At 60.3% G+C, this 18,397-nt stretch carries 13 protein-coding genes and 1 pseudogene; 5 read left to right on the forward strand and 9 right to left on the reverse strand.

Annotated features, from left to right (window positions below; genetic code table 11):
• Nucleotides 1-174: 174 nt before the first annotated feature.
• Both amaA and amaB read right to left on the reverse strand, forming a co-directional pair.
• Complete coding sequence (gene amaA, locus AC1DH9_RS06455; RefSeq protein ID WP_054595383.1) at nt 175-1,458, reverse strand: L-pipecolate oxidase; 1,284 nt, start codon at nt 1,456-1,458, stop codon at nt 175-177.
• A gap of 176 nt (nt 1,459-1,634) precedes the next feature.
• Nucleotides 1,635-3,125: an L-piperidine-6-carboxylate dehydrogenase gene (gene amaB, locus AC1DH9_RS06460; protein ID WP_427538257.1), complete on the reverse strand. Its 1,491-nt coding sequence runs from the start codon at nt 3,123-3,125 to the stop codon at nt 1,635-1,637.
• Between the two features lie 430 nt (nt 3,126-3,555).
• Between amaB and AC1DH9_RS06465 the strand changes: the two genes are divergently transcribed.
• The 3 genes from AC1DH9_RS06465 (at nt 3,556) to nadE (ending at nt 6,754) form a co-directional block, all read left to right on the forward strand.
• Complete coding sequence (locus AC1DH9_RS06465) at nt 3,556-4,467, forward strand: LysR family transcriptional regulator (protein ID WP_427538260.1); 912 nt, start codon at nt 3,556-3,558, stop codon at nt 4,465-4,467.
• 228 nt (nt 4,468-4,695) lie between these two features.
• Entirely contained in the window at nt 4,696-5,922 is a 1,227-nt protein-coding gene (pncB, locus tag AC1DH9_RS06470; RefSeq protein WP_427538263.1) for a nicotinate phosphoribosyltransferase, read from the forward strand.
• 4 nt (nt 5,923-5,926) lie between these two features.
• Nucleotides 5,927-6,754 (forward strand): ammonia-dependent NAD(+) synthetase, encoded by an 828-nt coding sequence (gene nadE, locus AC1DH9_RS06475; RefSeq protein WP_427538266.1) that lies wholly within the window; start codon nt 5,927-5,929, stop codon nt 6,752-6,754.
• 134 nt (nt 6,755-6,888) lie between these two features.
• Here the strand turns inward: nadE and AC1DH9_RS06480 are convergent, their stop codons facing one another.
• The 3 genes from AC1DH9_RS06480 to azu all read right to left on the reverse strand — a co-directional run bounded on the left by AC1DH9_RS06480 (nt 6,889) and on the right by azu (nt 9,685).
• Nucleotides 6,889-7,068: a hypothetical protein gene (locus AC1DH9_RS06480; RefSeq protein ID WP_427538269.1), complete on the reverse strand. Its 180-nt coding sequence runs from the start codon at nt 7,066-7,068 to the stop codon at nt 6,889-6,891.
• A 26-nt stretch (nt 7,069-7,094) separates the two neighbouring features.
• Entirely contained in the window at nt 7,095-9,014 is a 1,920-nt protein-coding gene (locus tag AC1DH9_RS06485) for a hypothetical protein (protein WP_427538272.1), read from the reverse strand.
• A 224-nt stretch (nt 9,015-9,238) separates the two neighbouring features.
• Entirely contained in the window at nt 9,239-9,685 is a 447-nt protein-coding gene (gene azu / locus AC1DH9_RS06490) for an azurin (RefSeq protein WP_427538274.1), read from the reverse strand.
• Nucleotides 9,686-10,015: 330 nt separating this feature from the next.
• On the opposite strand from azu, the gene AC1DH9_RS06495 reads away from it, so the two are divergent.
• Both AC1DH9_RS06495 and AC1DH9_RS06500 read left to right on the forward strand, forming a co-directional pair.
• Entirely contained in the window at nt 10,016-10,603 is a 588-nt protein-coding gene (locus AC1DH9_RS06495) for an LOG family protein (protein ID WP_427529584.1), read from the forward strand.
• Between the two features lie 68 nt (nt 10,604-10,671).
• Nucleotides 10,672-10,863, forward strand: coding sequence for a hypothetical protein (locus tag AC1DH9_RS06500; protein ID WP_019691520.1), 192 nt, complete (start codon nt 10,672-10,674; stop codon nt 10,861-10,863).
• Nucleotides 10,864-11,066: 203 nt separating this feature from the next.
• Here the strand turns inward: AC1DH9_RS06500 and AC1DH9_RS06505 are convergent, their stop codons facing one another.
• The 4 genes and pseudogenes from AC1DH9_RS06505 to AC1DH9_RS06520 all read right to left on the reverse strand — a co-directional run bounded on the left by AC1DH9_RS06505 (nt 11,067) and on the right by AC1DH9_RS06520 (nt 18,289).
• The gene (locus AC1DH9_RS06505) at nt 11,067-11,957 is read right to left on the reverse strand and encodes a transglutaminase family protein (protein ID WP_427538277.1); all 891 of its coding nucleotides are present in this window, start codon (nt 11,955-11,957) and stop codon (nt 11,067-11,069) included.
• Nucleotides 11,957-14,443 carry a circularly permuted type 2 ATP-grasp protein gene (locus tag AC1DH9_RS06510; protein WP_427538280.1) on the reverse strand — a complete coding sequence of 829 codons (2,487 nt, stop codon included), beginning with the start codon at nt 14,441-14,443 and terminating at the stop codon, nt 11,957-11,959. Before AC1DH9_RS06510 ends, AC1DH9_RS06505 begins: the two co-directional genes overlap by 1 nt.
• A 104-nt stretch (nt 14,444-14,547) precedes the next feature.
• Nucleotides 14,548-17,652 (reverse strand): annotated as a pseudogene (locus tag AC1DH9_RS06515) (transglutaminase family protein); the annotation flags it as partial.
• Between the two features lie 187 nt (nt 17,653-17,839).
• Nucleotides 17,840-18,289, reverse strand: coding sequence for a hypothetical protein (locus AC1DH9_RS06520; protein WP_477807942.1), 450 nt, complete (start codon nt 18,287-18,289; stop codon nt 17,840-17,842).
• Nucleotides 18,290-18,397 lie beyond the last annotated feature (108 nt).

Consider the following 18,397-nt stretch of genomic DNA (forward strand, 5'->3'; position numbering starts at 1 on the left):
GCGCAACCCTGGTGCGCCATCATTGCAACCGCAGCGCCAAACGACGTGCAACCAGCCTGTAACAGCATGCGTCACCGAACTGCACACTGCTGGTGCGCAACTGCTACAAACCCGCACCATTACAGGCTAGTCGCTGCGCCAAAAAGCGCCGCTTCGCGCAACATATTTCCTCGCTCAGATGACAATCCGCAGGCACTGGCCCGCGTGATAGAGCGAAAAACCGGCCTCGTACAGACAACTGCGCAGGCCCACCCCGGCCAGTGGCTGCATGGGTGCGAAGGGAATCGGTAGCGCCTGAGGATTTCCGTTACACAAATAATCGGCGAAGGCTTTACCGACTACCGTGCCCGTGGTCACGCCACGGCCGTTGTAACCGGTCACGGCCACCAGACCGGGTGCCGGCTCGAACAAGCGCATCAAGTGATCGGGGGTAAAAGCGATGCAACCGGTCCAGGTACATTCCCAGTCCACCGGTTTGAGGTAAGGGAAATAATGCTGCTGAACCCGGTCGGCCCAGGCCTTGAGGAACCAGGTGGGTTTCTGATTGCCGTTGCCCAGGCTGCCGAGCAACAACCGGCCGTCTTTGTCGCGACGGATGCTGCTGAGCACCTGACGGGTGTCCCAGGAACCCTGGCCACCGGGCAGGATCAGTTGCGCGGCTTCTTCAGTCAGCGGCGCGGAAGCCACCTGATAGTAATAACCGGGGAAGAAATTGCGCCGCAGTTCCGTCCAGTCGCCTTCGGTGTAGGCGTTGGAGGCGATCACCACCTGCTCGGCCATGACCGAACCGGCGTCGGTTTGCACCGACCAGCGCTGGCCCTGCCGTTCGAGTCGGGTCACTGCTGAATGATCGAACAGCTGACCACCCAGATCCGCGGCAGCCTTGGCCAGACCGCTGGTGTAGGCCATCGGATTGAGCGTGCCGGCGCGACGGTCGAGCAACGCGGCGGCGATTTTTTTGGTGCCGGTGGCCTGCTCGCACGCCGCACCGGTCAACAACTCCACGGGCGCGCCGCGGCGCTTCCATTGTTCTTCACGACTGCGCAGATCGGCTTCGCCACGGGCGTTGTGCGCCATGTGCAGCGTACCTTCGCGACGCAACTGGCAATCGATGTTGTATTTGTCGATCAGGCTGAACACCAAAGCAGGTGCCGCGCCGAGCATGCGATTGAGCTGGCTGCCGATCGCTTCGCCGAACCCGGCTTCAATCTCGTCCGGGGGAATCCACATCCCGGCATTCACCAACCCGACGTTGCGCCCCGAACCGCCCTGCCCGCAGCGCTTGGCCTCGAGCACGCAGACGCTTTTGCCTTGCTCCAGCAAATGCACCGCCGCCGATAAACCAGTAAAACCGGCGCCGATCACGCAGACGTCCGCCGTCACCTCGCCCTTGAGCGCCGCCCGGTCAGGCCGTTGCGGCGTCAGTTTTTCCCATAAGCATTCTTCGCGTAACGGCATCGCCAGACTCCGATCAGAAACCTAACCACCACACACATTCCCAATGTGGGAGCGAGCCGGCTCCGGGCGGCGCTCCGACGATGACGGCCGTACATCCAGCATTGATGTGACTGACAGACCGCTATCGCGAGCAGGCTCGCTCCCACATGGGATTTTCATGAGTTCAAGAGATGTGTTTAGTCGAAGGTAATCCCCTGGGCCAGCGGCAACTCCAGCGAGTAGTTGACGGTGTTGGTCTGGCGACGCATGTAGCCGCGCCATGCATCGGAGCCGGACTCGCGACCGCCGCCGGTTTCTTTCTCACCGCCAAAGGCGCCGCCGATTTCCGCGCCACTCGGGCCGATGTTGACGTTGGCGATGCCGCAGTCGCTGCCCACCGCCGACATGAATTGCTCGGCCTCACGCACGTCAGTGGTAAAGATGCACGACGACAGGCCTTGTGGCACCGCGTTGTTCAGGCGCAGCGCTTCGGCGAAGTCCTTGTAGCCAACCACGTACAGAATCGGCGCGAAGGTTTCGCTGCGCACCACGTCGCTCTGCTCCGGCATTTCGACGATGGCCGGCGAAACGTAGTAGGCATTCGGAAATTTGTCTTCGAGCTGACGCTTGCCGCCAAACACCCGACCGCCTTCGCTCAAGGCTTGCTCCAGCGCGTCCTGCATATTGTCAAAGCTGTGCTTGTCGATCAGCGGGCCAACCAGATTGCCTTCCAGCGGATGGCCGATGCGCACTTTGGAATACGCCGCCTTGAGGCGGGTGACGATCTCTTCCTTGACCGACTCGTGGGCAATCAGGCGACGCAGGGTGGTGCAACGCTGACCGGCGGTGCCGACTGCACTGAACAGGATCGCTCGCACGGCCATGTCGAGGTCCGCGCTTGGGCCGAGGATCATCGCGTTGTTGCCGCCCAGCTCCAGAATGCTGCGAGCAAAGCGTGCGGCGATTTTCGGTGCCACTTCACGGCCCATGCGGGTGCTGCCGGTGGCGCTGATCAAGGCCACACGCGGGTCGTCCACCAGCGCTTCACCGGCATCGCGGCCGCCAATGATCACCTGGCTCAGGTACTCCGGCGCATCGCTGAAATTCTTCAAGACGCGCTCGAACAGCGCCTGGCAGGCCAGTGCGGTGAGCGGGGTTTTCTCCGACGGCTTCCAGATCACCGAGTTGCCGCAGACCAGCGCCAGCGTGGTGTTCCAGGCCCAGACCGCGACCGGGAAGTTGAACGCGCTGATCACCCCGACCACGCCCAACGGATGCCAGGACTCACGCATGTGGTGGCCCGGACGCTCAGAGGCGATGGTCAAACCGTAGAGCTGGCGCGACAGGCCGACGGCGAAGTCGCAGATGTCGATCATTTCCTGAACTTCACCCAGGCCTTCCTGAGTGATCTTGCCGGCTTCCCAGGACACCAGCTCGCCCAGATCAGCCTTGTACTCGCGCAGCACTTCGCCGAACTGGCGCACCAGTTCACCACGACGCGGCGCCGGAACCTTGCGCCACAGGTCGAACGCATGCTCTGCGCGACTGACCTGCTGCTCGACTTCAGCAGCGCCTTCCCAGTTCACCGAGGCAATCTGGCTGCCGTCGATCGGTGAATGCACGGGCTGTTTGCCGTACTGGTACAGGGCCGGGTTCACCCCCAAACGATCAAGCAATGCGGCAACCATGGGTCACTCCTTCAACGTGAAAAGCAGAAAATTCACAGCCCACTGACTAGGGTCTGTTGACGCTTGGTGACGAACCGCGTTGCGATGCCAACGTGTGCGAGGCAAGGCGCGGGATGCCGCCAATGGTTGTTCCCTTGGCTAATCCCGCAACGCAGCCTCGCACACGTTGGCGCGCAACCCGAAGGGACGGGGCCCATTTGGCGCAGGGCTGCGTTACTCGGAACTTATTTGGAACAACCAAACTGCGCTCCTCGCGCCTTGCCCTGCGCCAAATGGGCATCCGTCGCGGTCGTCACCAAGCGTCAACAGACCCTAGGGGCTTCAGGCCTATAGTTGTAGCCGCCCCGAGACTTGCCAACAAACGACGATTAAGCGAGATATCATTCCGTTTATTCATGCAAAGCGTTGCAACAAGAACAAGGGCCCTCCCATGCTGAATAAACGCCACTTGCCGTCGATTACTGCGTTGCAGTGTTTCGAGGCGGTTACTCGTCACCTGAGCTTCACCCGCGCMGCCGAAGAGCTGAACCTGACCCAGAGCGCCGTGAGCAAACAGGTCGCGCAACTCGAAGAGCTGTTGCAGCACCTGCTGTTCCGTCGGGTACGTCGACGCCTGCAAATGACTCCGGCCGGGGATTTGTACCTGGTTGAAGTGCGAAAAATTCTCTCGCAAGTCGAGATGTCGACCCACTACCTGCGTTCCTACGGTGGTGAGACCGAAGTACTGCGCGTGTCCACGCCTTCAACCTTCGGCGCTCGTTGGCTGGTGCCACGCCTGAAAGGCTGGCGCCTGCGGCATCCGCATATTCATCTGGACCTGTGCAACGAACACGAAGCCGACGACTTGCTGCAAGGGCGCAGCGACCTGGCGTTCTATTTCGGCCAGGGTTCGCGGCCCGGCACCGAGTGCCTGAAGCTGTTCGGCGAAGAGCTGGTGCCGGTCTGCGCACCGGGCAGCCTGCCGGAGCAGCCCTTCACTGACCCGACGCAACTCAGCGATCTGGTGCTGCTGCAAAGCGCCTCGCGGCCCCAGGCCTGGCACGACTGGTTCGACAGCCAGGGTTACCAGACCGAGCACAGCTATCACGGGCCGCGCTTCGAAACCTTTTATATGTGCATTCGCGCCGCGCAGGTCGGCTGCGGCGTTGCCCTGTTGCCACGGTTTCTGGTGGAAGAGGAATTGGCCGACGGTAAACTGGTCATCCCCTGGCCACACGCAATGCCCAGCAGCGACGCCTATTACCTGGCCTACCCCGAACATTCGGCGGAAGTGCCCAAGGTGCGCGATTTTGTCGCCTGGATGCTGGAGCAGATCGATAGCTGCGACCAACCAGGGCTCTAAGACGCACGCAACACTTGTGGGAGCGAGCCTGCTCGCGATTACGCCAGCACAGCCAACATGTCAGGTGGCTGACTCATTGCTATCGCGAGCAGGCTCGCTCCCACAAGGATCTGCACAATCCAAAAAATCGCTGGCAATCCTTACCGCCGATATGCGCCACTAGTCCCATTCATTGAAACAGCTGAAACGTCGCTGCCCTCAGCGGCGGCCAGCCTGGAGATTCCCGTTATGAGCGAGAGTGTGTTTGCCGATCGCATCGTGCAGAACTTGCTCGACACCGACTTCTACAAACTGACCATGATGCAGGCGGTGCTGCACAACTACCCCAACGTTGAAGTCGAATGGGAGTTCCGCTGCCGTAACAGCGAGGACCTGCGCCCCTACCTGGCGGAGATTCGTTTTCAGATCGAGCGTCTGGCTGAATTGAGCCTGAGCAACGATCAGTTGAGTTTTCTGGAGCGCATCAGCTTCCTGAAGCCGGACTTCCTGCGTTTTCTCGGCTTGTTCCGCTTCAATCTGCGCTACATCTACACCGGCATCGAGAACGGCGAACTGTTCATCCGCCTGCGCGGGCCATGGCTGCATGTGATTCTGTTCGAAGTCCCGCTGCTGGCGGTGGTCAGCGAAGTGCGCAACCGCTATCGCTACCGTGAGATCGTCATGGAGCAAGCGCGCGAGCAGCTCTATCGCAAGTTCGACTGGCTGAGCGCCAATGCCAGCGCCGATGAGCTCTCGCACCTGCAGGTGGCGGATTTCGGCACTCGCCGGCGCTTCTCCTACCGCGTGCAGGAAGAAGTGGTGAACGTGCTCAAGCACGACTTCCCCGGACGTTTCGTCGGCACCAGCAACGTGCACCTGTCCCGCGAGCTGGACATGAAGCCACTCGGCACCATGGCTCACGAATGGATCATGGCTCACCAGCAACTTGGCCCGCGACTGATCGACAGCCAGAGCGCCGCCCTCGATTGCTGGGTTCGCGAATACCGCGGCCTGTTGGGAATCGCCCTGACCGATTGCATCACCACCGATGCCTTCCTGAGCGATTTCGACCTGTATTTCGCCAAGCTCTTCGATGGCTTGCGCCATGATTCCGGGGACCCGATTGCCTGGGCCGAAAAAGCCATCGCCCACTACCATAAACTTGGTATCGAGCCGATGAGCAAGACGCTGGTGTTCTCCGACAGCCTGACGCTGCCAAAATCGCTGGAGATATTCCGCGCGTTGCATGGTCGAATCAATGTCAGTTTCGGCATCGGCACCAACCTGACGTGCGATATTCCGGGTGTCGAGCCGATGAGCATCGTGCTTAAAATGGCAGCCTGCAATGGTCAACCCGTCGCCAAGATCTCGGACGAGGCTGGCAAGACGCACTGCAAAGACCCGAATTTCGTCGCCTATTTGCGACATGTGTTTCAAGTACCTGCCGCCCTCTCTGGCACATCAAGCAAGGAGTGAATTCATGCAAGCCGTACAGCGTGAGATTGCTGAACAGCTCAAGGTCCAACCGCCCTTCGCAGACCAGGCTGCCCTGGAGGCAGAAGTCGCACGGCGGATTACCTTTATCCAGGATTGCCTGGTCAATTCCGGGCTCAAGACGCTGGTGCTCGGCATCAGCGGCGGCGTCGACTCGTTGACCGCCGGCCTGATGGCCCAGCGGGCCATGCGCGAGTTACGTGAGCGCACCGGTGACGCGGGCTACAAGTTCATCGCCGTACGCTTGCCGTACCAAACCCAGTTCGATGAACACGATGCGCAGGCCTGCGTGGACTTCATCGCCCCGGATGAGCGCCACACCGTGAACATCGGCCCGGCAGTCAAATCCCTGGCCAGTGAAGTCGCCGCCTTCGAAGGTAAGCACGCGGTCTCGGTGGATTTCGTGCTGGGCAACACCAAGGCGCGGATGCGCATGGTTGCGCAATACACCATCGCCGGCGCCGCCCACGGCCTGGTGATCGGCACTGACCACGCAGCAGAAGCGGTGATGGGTTTCTTCACCAAGTTCGGTGACGGCGCCTGCGACCTCGCCCCGCTGAGCGGCCTGGTGAAAAACCAGGTCCGGGCCATCGCCCGCAGCTTCGGCGCACCGGAATCGCTGGTGGAAAAAATCCCGACCGCCGACCTTGAAGACCTGTCGCCCGGCAAACCGGATGAAGCGTCCCACGGCGTGACCTACGCCGAAATCGATGCCTTCCTGCACGGTGAGCCGGTGCGTGAAGAGGCATTCAGGATTATTTGCGATACGTACCGCAAGACCCATCACAAGCGGGTGATGCCGTTCGCGCCATAAGCGGCGCTTGGAATGTAAATAAAAAACCCACTGGGGGAGTGATCCACAGTGGGTTTTTCATTGCATCAGTAGTTATACCGCGCATCCTCTCTCAGGCCTCATCAGGTCGATCAGGAACAGGTGTTTCGTGCAGGTTAAGGTAATGGCTTGTCAGGATCAAAATGGTAGATGGTCCAGGCAGGCGACTTGAACATTGCTTCCTGCACTCCCACTTCAAAGACGTTGGCCCTTGGYGTGAGCGCCGATCCATCACTCCAGTTACCGTCAGGTCCGGCCTTCACGCTTTTCAGGAAGCCACCATCCTTGAAAAGCAATCAGCGCGCACCTGATCAACACTCCGTTACTTCGCTGACGCGACCTTGCGTACTCGATAGAGATTTGACTTCGGTGTGCCCCCGCCCGGCACGGATGTTACGTAGTGATATTCCCTGGACCCTGCTGTGGCGTGTTGCGTGTGCTGCCATTTACCGTATGCGTCGACAGTGACAGGGGTGCTCACGTCGCTGAGTAGCTCATGAAGGGTGAGCCTCCCATTGGCAGGCCCGTCCCCATGCACCGTAAATGCCGCTTCGGAGATCTCGCCGTAAGGCGGGATGAGCGTCGTACCGGTAAGGTTGGCCACCCGGTTGATAATGGGTGTTCCAACAGCGAGTACCGTCATTGCCCAGAGCATCGGTGGCTTTGCGTCGGCAGCACTCAGCGCGAAATGGTAGTAATGCACCCGCAGGTCGGGCAGGAGTATCCTCCAGTATCCGTTTCGATCAGATTCAACGGTTTTAATCGACGTAAAAACATCATGAACCGTGACATTCGTCGCTGGCTTGGCTGTGCCTTGAAGGATGATGGTGTTGGCCGTAGTGGCACCGCCACGGAGAGTTTCCTTGCGTTGAAGGTCTTTGGCTGCAGTGATGGCAAGTGTTCCGTCAGAGGCGGCCATTTTCCTGATAATCGTCCAGCGATCCGATACCAATCCGCTGGCAACACCTTTCACCGTCAGATCCTGTTCTTCCAGACCCAGATGGGTCAGGTCGTACTTCAGATCACCCTGTGCATCCGCAAACTCTGTACCCTTTGGGACGTCATTGACTAAAAACTCGACTTCTTCGTTCTGACCCGCCTTGATGTGTAGCTTCACCGCCGCAGAGAGAGTTGTGGTACCACTGGGAACAGCGGCACCCGACATTTCCGTGACGGCATCGATAACGGGTTTATCCGTCGAAACCGCCCCGACGATAACGGTCCAGGGATCCGATTGCTGCCCGTCGGCCCCCTGCTCTTTGGCCGTAAAATCATACTTTTCATGGGCCAACTCCTCGGTAACGAACGTCCACGTGGTTCCCCTCACCGTGGCCTCATCCAATGGCGTGGCGCCGTTGTAAATGTCGACCTTTTTGCCTTCAGCAACCGTGCCCTCAAGTGTCAACGGCGTCTTGCTGGTCGTACCACCATTAGCGATCGACGTGTCGTCGGCGTCCTTCACTTCGCGGATCGCGGGCTTCTCCACTGCCGCAGCAGTTTTAACCGTATACCTGCGTGGCACAGAGGTATGCGTTTTGACCGCACCTTGATCCATCGCAACCTCGTATATAAGTGTCAACGCCGAGCCATTGGGCAACGCCTTCAGTTCGCTGTAAAGCACCGGCACCTCGAGATAGCCGTCAGTGATCCAACTCTCATCAACGTTGTCCTCATACAGGGTCTTATCGTAGCCCTCGCCCTCCAGAACGATCCGGACAGGTTGCCCCACGGCAATCAGTGGATAGCTGTAAATACGCACCGTCCGATCTTTAGTGTCTGCAGTCAGGTCCAGTTCGTCGCCTTCTCCGTTGTTCTGTGCCTCGAGTATCCGGCCTTTCCCCAGTGCATCCTCGGGCAGGTCCAATACTTTCAACACAAGCTCGCTGGAGGGTTTCGGGTCTTCACCATCGCGTTCAACGGTGTAGATCAGTGTCATCGTTTGACCCAGGAGAAACGCGACGACATCTGCCAGCAAATTCAGAACCCGGGGGCTCGAAGACCCGAAACGCAACGTATTGCTTTTGTACGAACCCCGCGGATCGGTACCGCTCTCGCCCTTGAGTTCAACAAAGAACCTATCGTCATCCCACAGCCCTTTCCCCTCCCGCTCAATGACCGAGGTCAACTGTCGGGCCGCGTCTAGCGGCTTCAGGGTGGCACCGTCCGGCGCCTGCCGGATGCTCAGCGGATCGAGATCCGGAATGGGAACACGTTTTGTGGGAGCAGTAACTTGAGCGGTCATGAGCRATCTCCATCTCGCAAGAGTTGCCGCGACATGAGCGGCAGGGCTGGCGCTCATCTAACACCCGCCCCCGAGGCACTGACCACTGTCAGAAATAACAGGTAGGCCGTGGTTTCCGACCAGCGGTAGGAGTGACATAGCCAGAGCGCTGAGCGGATTTTGTCCGTGCTTAAACAAAAAAACGCCCCAGAGGGGCGTTTTTCATGACGGCTTGGCCTGCTTGATTACTTCAGCACGACAGCGCCTTTCATCATCGAGTTGTGGCCCGGGAACGAGCAGAAGAACTGATAGCTTTCGCCAGCGGTCAGCTTCGATACATCGAAGGTCACCGAGTCTTTCTCGCCGGCACCGATGATTTTGGTGTGGGCGATGACGCGAGTGTCACCTTCTTTCAGGTAGTTCTTGTCGATGCCGGCGGCCATGCCATCGGTAGCGATGCCAGCCATGTCTGCGGTTTTGCTCAGCACCCAGTTATGACCCATGACGTTCTTCGGCAAGCTGCCGGAGTGGGCCAGGTTGACGGTGAAAGTCTTGCAGCTCTTGTCGATGGTGATTTCCTTGGTGTTGAAGGACATCTGATCGGTGGAGTCGACATCGACCTTGCACTCTGCAGCCATCAATTGGCTGCTGGCCAGTGTCAGCAGGGATACCGCTACGAGTTTGGCAAACATGGTGAATCTCCAAGGCAGGGTTAACAAAATCCGTAGGGCATAAAGACTGCCTGAAATTTCTGCAAGTGCCTATGACCTGAATCAAGAATTGTATACAACTTTCGGGCTATGACATCGATCGAAACAATTAACCGGCCAGACCTCTGGCGCGCACCTATGATCGGCGTGTCATCTCATTCTGGAGCGCCTTTCATGTCCTTCAATAGCCTGTTGTGCAGTTTGCTTGCTGCCTACGCCTGTGGTGCCAGCGGCACCTATGAAGCCCCCTACCCCTTGGAACGCCCACGGTGAGCCATTACTCTGGGGTCATCAGCGACCATGGAGTAAGGCATGTCTTTAGCGTCTGTTTGTGTATTTTGCGGCGCCAGCACCGGCACTGACCCGGTGTATCGGGAAGCAGCGATCGCCCTCGGCCAGGAGCTGGCCCGGCGCAAGCTGACGCTGGTGTATGGCGGCGGTGCTGTCGGCTTGATGGGCATCGTGGCCGATGCGGCGTTGGCGGCGGGTGGCGAAGTGATCGGGATCATCCCCGAAAGCCTGAAGAATTCGGAAATCGGCCACACTGGCCTGACGCGCCTGGAAGTGGTCGACGGCATGCACGCACGCAAGGCGCGCATGGCCGAGCTGAGCGACGCGTTTATCGCTCTGCCGGGCGGCCTCGGCACCTTTGAAGAGCTGTTCGAAGTCTGGACCTGGGGCCAGCTCGGTTACCACGGCAAACCGCTGGGGCTGCTGGAAGTGAACGGCTTTTACAGCAAACTCACTGCATTTCTTGATCATGTCGTCGGCGAAGGCTTCGTTCGCGAGCATCACCGTGACATGCTGCAATTGAGCGAATCGCCGCAGGATCTGCTGGATGCGCTGGATGCCTGGCAACCGGTGGTAGCACCAAAATGGGCCGGGCAAAAACCCAGCTAACCCTTGCCCCCGGTTTAAAGGCAGAATACGCGCCGCTCAACCTCACCTTCGACCCCAGAGGATCGCCCATGGCTAAACCTAATTACTCCTTCGCCAAACGTCAAAGAGACTTGGCCAAAGAGCAGAAGAAAGAGGAAAAGTTGCAACGCAAGAAAGCTGCCGCCGATGAAGAAGCCGGCGCACTGAACCCCGATGCAGAAGGTGAAGTGGTTGCTGATGACGCTGTTGAAGCACCGAAAGATCAGGCGCCCGACGCCTGAGACCCACAGGGTTTGATGTTCTGATCAAACCCACCGGATCTGTGTCCAGGGTCGGCAGTCATGCTGCCGACCCTCACAGGCCAGTCTGCAATATCCCAATCCCTGTGGGAGCGAGCCTGCTCTTGATAGCGGTCTGTCAGTTGCATCAATGCTGAATGTGCCGCCGTCATCGCGAGCAGGCTCGCTCCCACACTCGATCTCCATTATTCCAGCGGCATCACGGTCACCTGCACTTCCGGGTCATGGTTGCCGCCGCCCAGAATCACCCCACGCAATGGCGAGACATCGGAGAAATCCCGGCCCCAGGCCAGGGTGATGTGCTCCAGCGCCGGTTGCACGTTGTTGGTCGGGTCGAAATCGACCCAGCCCAGCACTGGGCAGAACACCGAAATCCAGGCGTGGGACGCATCGGCGCCGATCAACCGTGGCTGGCCCGGTGGTGGCTGGGTCAGCAGGTAGCCGCTGACGTAACGCGCCGCCAATCCGCGGGAGCGCAAGCAGGCGAGCATCAAATGCGCAAAGTCCTGACAGACCCCGCGCCGACGTTCCAGCACTTCTACCAGTGGCGTCGCGACCTGGGTCGCCTCGGCGTCGAAGGTGAACTCGCTGAAGATTTTCTCCATCAACGCCTGAACGCCCAGCATCAATGGACGGCCTAGCGGAAAACAGCTTTCAGAGAACTCGACGAAGCTGCTCTTCAAGTGCACATACGGCGACTCAAACCGATAGCGGCACGCATCCAGTAGCTGCGGAGCAATCGGCTGACTGCTGTAGGTCAACGCACTGCGGGTCATGTCCCAGGCCGGCGATTGATTGAAATCGCGCACTGGCCGGCTCAGCACTTCGACGGTCAGCCGGGCATTGACCAACAGTTCATCGTGAGGCCTTTCAAACGCCAGCCGGGTCAGCGGATTACCAAACACATCCAGCTCATCGCGGCGCGAAGTCGGCTCCGGGCTGATCTGCAATTGCTGATCGGTGCAACGCTGCCAGGCGCAGTGCCGAGGCCACAAATGGGCAAGCTGCTGGGCCAGGGACACCGGGCTGTCGTAGTGATAATGGGTGTCGTGGAGAATCTGGTAACGGGCGCTCATCAGACGGACACCGTGCGCTGGCTGACATCATCGACATGGGCGAAGTGCCGCAATGCGAGGCGATCAGACACCTGATTGCTGACATCGGCGATTTCTTGCAGCAGATCGGCCAGACCATCGAGGGCGGCGCGGACGCTGCTTTCACCGAACAATGCGTTCTCCAGGCAACCGAGATCGAATCGCGCCAGGCGCTCGACCAACGAAGGCAACACCGGATCGCGCGGCAGACCAAAGTCGTCGTTCAGACGCTTGACGGTCCGGGTCACCAGTTTCAGCTGGAACAATACGCCGTGAGGGTTCTGCTCATCGAGCAGCAACACATCAAGCACCGGAATCAATTGCGCCACCGCCAGGTAGCGGGAACGGTAGGTGATGCTGCTGTTGCCCAGCTCCAGCAGCCATTCCAGCCCGGCTTGATCGAAAGCCCCGGCGCCACGCAGGAACGCTGCCAGGCTGCTGCCGAGAAACTGCAGTCGCTCGATGCGCCGCCCGATCATCAAAAAGCGCCAGCCTTCGTCGCGGGTCATGTCGTCCAGCGCAAAGCCCGACAGCGCCGCGAGCGACATGACCAGACGGTTGAGGAAATCCAGCAACTCGCCAAAATCCGGCTCTTCGGTTTCCAGCTCCGCGGTATCGCGCTGCAACTCCACCAACGCCTGCCAGTTCTCTCGTGAAAGTTTGCCGCGCACCTGAGACGCCGCCCACTGCAAGCGTTGCAGGTTGGAGCGCAGGCTGAAGGCCCAGTCATCACCGCACAATGCCGTCAGCAAACGCTCGGGCAATTCACCCTCGTCGGGCAATAACAACAGGTTTTCACCGAGATCGACCGCGGCCTGCAAGGCTTGCGGATCGTCGCCGTCGACGTAACGCGTGAGCATGATCCGCAACAACCGCGCACTGTCATCGCAGCGCTCGCAATAGCGACCGAACCAGAACAGGTTTTCGACCACCCTCGACGGCAGGTAAGGATCGCGTCGCACCAGATCGTGCACACCGAGGGTTCGCTGGGCTTTCCATTGCTCGCCTATCGGCGCTCGCTCGCCCAACACCCAGGTGTCCTTGCTCGCACCACCGCGCTGCATCGACACCACTTCGGCATCGGCCTCGGCTGCAACCCGGGTCAAGCCGCCGGGCAGCACCCGATAGCCGTCCTGACTGGCCACCGCGTAAACGCGCATGCCAATGGCCCGCGGCTGCAACTGGCCGTCTTCGGCTTGCCAGATCGGCGCCTGCGACAGCTGCGCCAGTTCTTGCGCCACATAGGCATAAGGTCGTGCCTGCATGCGCTCGGCGAGGTCATGGCGCTGTTTTTCACTCAAGTCACGCCCTAATACCGAGGCAAAACTCTGCGAGGGGAATGCCGGTTTGATCAGCAGCTCAGGCATTTTCTCCAGGGCCTGGGCCAACACCGGAGGCTCGCCACACCACCAGGTGGCAATGGACGGCAGGATCAGCTCTTCGCCGAACAGGAATTGATTGATCTTCGGCAAAAAGCCCAACAGCCCCGGCGACTCCAGTACGCCACTGCCCAGGGCATTGGCCACCAGCACCCGTCCCTGTCGCACCGCGTCAAGCAGGCCCGGTACGCCGAGCGCCGAGTCGGTGCGCAACTCCAGTGGATCGCAGAAGTCGTCGTCGAGCCGGCGCATGATCGCGTGAACCCGACGCAAACCGCTGAGGGTTTTCAGGTAAACCGTGGCATCGCGCACGGTCAGGTCACCGCCTTCAACCAGTGGATAACCCAATTGGCGAGCCAGGTACAGGTGCTCGAAATAGCTCTCGTTGAATCGCCCCGGCGTCAGCAACACCACCAGCGGCACTTCATCGGCACTCGGCGCTTGGCGCGCGAGGGTTTCCTGCAAAGTGCGGAAGAACCCGGCCAAATGCTGCACCTGCAAATCACGGTACAACTCCGGAAAGGCCCGCGACACGATAGTGCGGTTTTCCAGCGCGTAACCGGCACCGGACGGCGCTTGAGTCCGGTCCGCCGTCACCCACCAACGCCCATCCGGCGTGCGCGCCAGATCTACCGCGTACAGATGCAAAAAGACCCCGTCCGGCGGTTGGATGCCCTGACAGGGCCAGAGGAAATTGTTATGACCGAATACCAGTTCTGCCGGCAGCAGGCCTTCGGCAATCAAGCGCTGCGGGCCATACAGGTCCGCCAATACCGCGTTGAGCAAACGTGCGCGCTGGGCGATCCCGGCAGACAACTGCTGCCACTCATCAGCCGCCATCACATGGGGCAGCAGGTCCAGTTCCCATGGACGATCAGCGCCTTTGGGGTCAGCGTAAACATTGTAGGTGACGCCGTTTTCCTGAATCTGCCGTGTCAGCAAGGCTTGCCGTTGCAGCAGTTGCGTCGGCGTACTGCGTTGCAACTGATCGAACAGCCGTCGCCAGTGCGGGCGCACAGCGCCGCTATCGTCGAGCAACTCGTGATAGGTGCCCGGCGTAAGCGGGTAACGGTCAAGCAGGTCAGGCATGGAAAGCTCGGCAGGTGCTCAGGAAAAGTCAGATTAACTCACAAACGCTGCAAATATCATGTGGGAGCGGGCTTGCTCGCGAAGAGGCCGGTACATCCAACATCAACGCGGTACTGACAACCGCCCAGCGAGCGTTGCATCCAGGTATCGAGCAGATCGAACACCAGCGGCGCGTGCACCGGAATGGTCGGTTGCAGGCAGTTCGCCGGTTGCCAGGCGCGAAACCGCACGCCGGCAACAAACTCGCCGACCCGCCCGGTCGGTTGCAGCGGTACCGGGATACCGTTGCAGGTCAGCATGTAACGCTGCGGCGCCAGGCCTGTGAGCTTGACCTGCAAACGCTCCAGCGACGAGTCGACATAACGCACCGTGCCGCCGGCCGAGCCCTCCTCACCCAGCACATGCCAAGGCTCCAGCGCCTGACGCAGTTCCAGCTCGATGCCGCTGACCGCGTAATCGCCGACTTTGGGAAAGCGGAATTCCAGATGCGCCGCAAACCACTCGGCGCGCAGTGCATAGCCGGCGGCGTTGAGGTCGACGATCACATCGGCGAAGTCCTGCTCGATAAAGTGCGGCAGCAGGAAACGGTCGTGCAACTCGGTGCCCCACCGCGCCAGCTTGGCCGGTGCATACGGCTCGCGCCAGAAACGCGCCACCAGCGCCCGCAACAACAATTGCTGAGCCAGGCTCATGCGCGCATGGGGTGGCATTTCAAAGGCGCGCAGCTCCAGCAGACCGAGGCGCCCGGTCGCACCATCCGGCGAATAGAGTTTGTCGATGCAGAACTCGGCACGGTGGGTGTTGCCCGTGACGTCGATCAGCAGGTTGCGCAGCAAGCGGTCCACCAGCCATGGCGCGCACTCTTCGCCGGGCTTCGGCATCTGCGCGAAGGCGATTTCCAGCTCGTACAACGCATCGTTGCGCGCTTCGTCCACCCGCGGGGCCTGGGAAGTCGGGCCGATGAAAAGACCGGAAAACAGGTAGGACAGCGACGGGTGGTTATGCCAGTAGCTGATCAGACTGCGCAACAGATCCGGACGCCGCAGAAACGGTGAGTCGGCCGGCGTCGCACCACCGAGAACAAAATGGTTACCGCCGCCGGTGCCGGTGTGCCGACCGTCGATCATGAATTTCTCGGTGGTCAGCCGGGTCTGGCGCGCCTCTTCGTAGAGGAATTCGGTGCGCTCCACCAGCTCGTCCCAACTGGCGGACGGCTGCACGTTGACTTCGATGACGCCGGGGTCGGGCGTAATACGGAAGTTGCTCAGGCGTGGATCGCTCGGCGGTTCATAACCTTCCAGCAACACCGGGCAATGCAGTTCCTCGGCGGTGGCTTCGATGGCGCTGACCAGCTCGAGGTAATCCTCGACGCGTTCCAGTGGCGGCATGAACAGGTACAACCGCCCTTCCCGAGCCTCGGCGCAGAGCGCGGTGCGGGTCAGCCAATCGGCGGACTGGTCGACTTTCGGTGTGCGCTCATCGATGGTGGCCGGCTCGCCATGGGCCTGCAAACTGGCGGCGTCGGGCAGCTCCGGCAAATCCTGATTCGGATCGACCGGGTGCACGAATGGATACTCTGCCGCCGTCACCCACGGTTGCGAAGCCAGCGGCAAGCGATAGCCCAGTGGTGAATCTCCCGGCACCAGTCGGCAATGACTGTCACGCAGGTACCAGCGACCGCTCTGCCATTGATCGCCCTTGGCCGTGCGCGCCAGCGGCAGTACCTGGCCAATCACCTTGTCCAGACCTTGGCTGAAGACCTTGTGCAGGCGCGCGCGCTCGAGTTCGTCGCTCAGCCGTGAGTCTTCAGCGCTGACGTTGACCGGCAACGCACCTTCGCGCCAGAGGTAATAGAGGTTGTCTTCGTAGGCCGGAAACACGAAGCGCGTGGGCAGTTTCAATCGCTCGGCGACACTCGCCAGAAAATGCCCGGCCAACTTGCCATCGGCGCCGTAGTCTTGCTGCTCATCGGCAATCAGCGCGCTGTTGTTCCAGATCGGCACGCCATCTCGCCGCCAGTAGCAGTTCAGCGACCAGCGCGGCAGTTGCTCGCCGGGATACCACTTGCCCTGGCCAAAATGCACCAGGCCCTTGGGTCCGTAATGCTTGCGCATGCGCTGGAACAGCTCGGCGGACAGCCGCCGCTTGTCTGGCCCGAGCGCGGCGGTGTTCCACTCGGCAGCGTCCGGGTCGTCGATGGAGACAAACGTCGGCTCGCCGCCCATGGTCAGGCGCACGTCGCCCTCTTGCAGGTCGACGTCGATCTGCCGGCCCAGCGCCTGGATCGCCAGCCACTGGTCTTCAGTGTAGGGTTTGGTAACGCGTGGGGCCTCCCAAATCCGCTCGACCGACATTTCGTGGCTGAATTCACACTCGCACGGTTCGACCAGGCCACTGATCGGCGCCGCCGAGGACGGATCGGGACTACAGGCCAACGGAATATGCCCTTCGCCGGCAAACAGTCCAGAAGTCGCATCCAGGCCGATCCAGCCGGCGCCGGGCAGATAAACCTCACACCAGGCGTGCAAGTCGGTGAAGTCGACCTCGGTGCCAGAAGGGCCGTCGAGGCTTTTGACGTCAGCGGTGAGCTGGATCAGGTAACCGGAAACAAATCGCGCCGCCAGCCCGAGGTTGCGCAGCAGTTGCACCAGTAACCAGGCCGAATCGCGGCAAGAACCCGACGCGTGTTCGAGGGTGTATTCCGGGGTTTGCACGCCCGGTTCCATGCGAATCAGGTAGCCGATGTCTTCACTCAGGCGCTGGTTGAGGGCCACCAGAAAATCCACGGCGGGCAGCGGCGTGCGGTCGATGCCGTCAAGGTAGGCCTTGAACGTCGGTGTCAGCGGCAGGGTTTCCAGGTACGGCGCCAGCTCGCGCTGTTCATCGGCGGCATAGGCGAAGGGAATTTTTTCCGCATAGGGCTCAAGGAAAAAATCGAACGGGTTGAACACCGCCATCTCGGCCAGCAGATCGACTTCGATCCGCAGCTCCGTGGTTTTCTCAGGAAATACCAACCGCGCCAGGTAATTGCCCTGGGGGTCTTGCTGCCAATTGATGAAGTGTTGCTCTGGCGACACTTTCAACGCATAGGAAAGAATCCGCGTACGGCTATGGGCCGCCGGGCGCAAGCGAACGATCTGCGGACCGAGCTCGACAGCGCGGTCGTAGCGGTAATGCGTAACGTGGTGCAACGCGACATGAATCGACACGGCGGCCTCCTGCGAGCCAGGGCATGGAAACAAAGCGCGCAAGACTTATGCCAGAGCGGCGGTCATTGCGCTTTATCGTAAGCCCCCGTGCAGCGCAGCACCAAAGCGGCGCCAAGGTGGGTGCCGTGGTGCGAGGGTTGCACATATTTGTGGCGAGTGTGCGAGGGTGGGTCGTGAATCTATCCAGTCAACGGGCGTCGCGCCTGGCAATCACGGCTTCGCGCAGATGGCGCACTTCAAGCAGCTTCTGGCGCATTTCGCGGTGGCGTTTGCTGTTGAGCAACAACAATCCCAATAACGGGAAGAGCACTGCCGAGCCATAGACCAGCACGTGGAGGTGGTACTGAATCATCGGCAATACGAACAGCAGGCAACATCCCAGGTAACCCGCCACCAGGGCAGTGGCYCACGGGCGTCCGCGCGCAATCATCACGTTGCCAAACACTATCACTGCAACCAGCACCAGTATGGCAAGCCCGGAGTAGCTGGATTTGAGCTCTGGATCAACGCCGCGCAAATATGTCACGCCCGCCAGGGAAACAGCAGACGACCCGGAAAAAATCGCCATGAATATTGTCCCCATGAACACCGGGAAATAGCGGGCGAGATAGCGCGTCAATGGAGGAAAATCGTTCATTTCATTCTCCGGGGCTTGCGGTCGGCAAGGGCAGCCTGGCGCTTTTTGCGAAGCATCACGAGTTGACGGCACATTTCGCGATGGCGCTGACTATTCAGCAACAACATC

The organism is Pseudomonas sp. 05T35 (genome assembly GCF_056396605.1).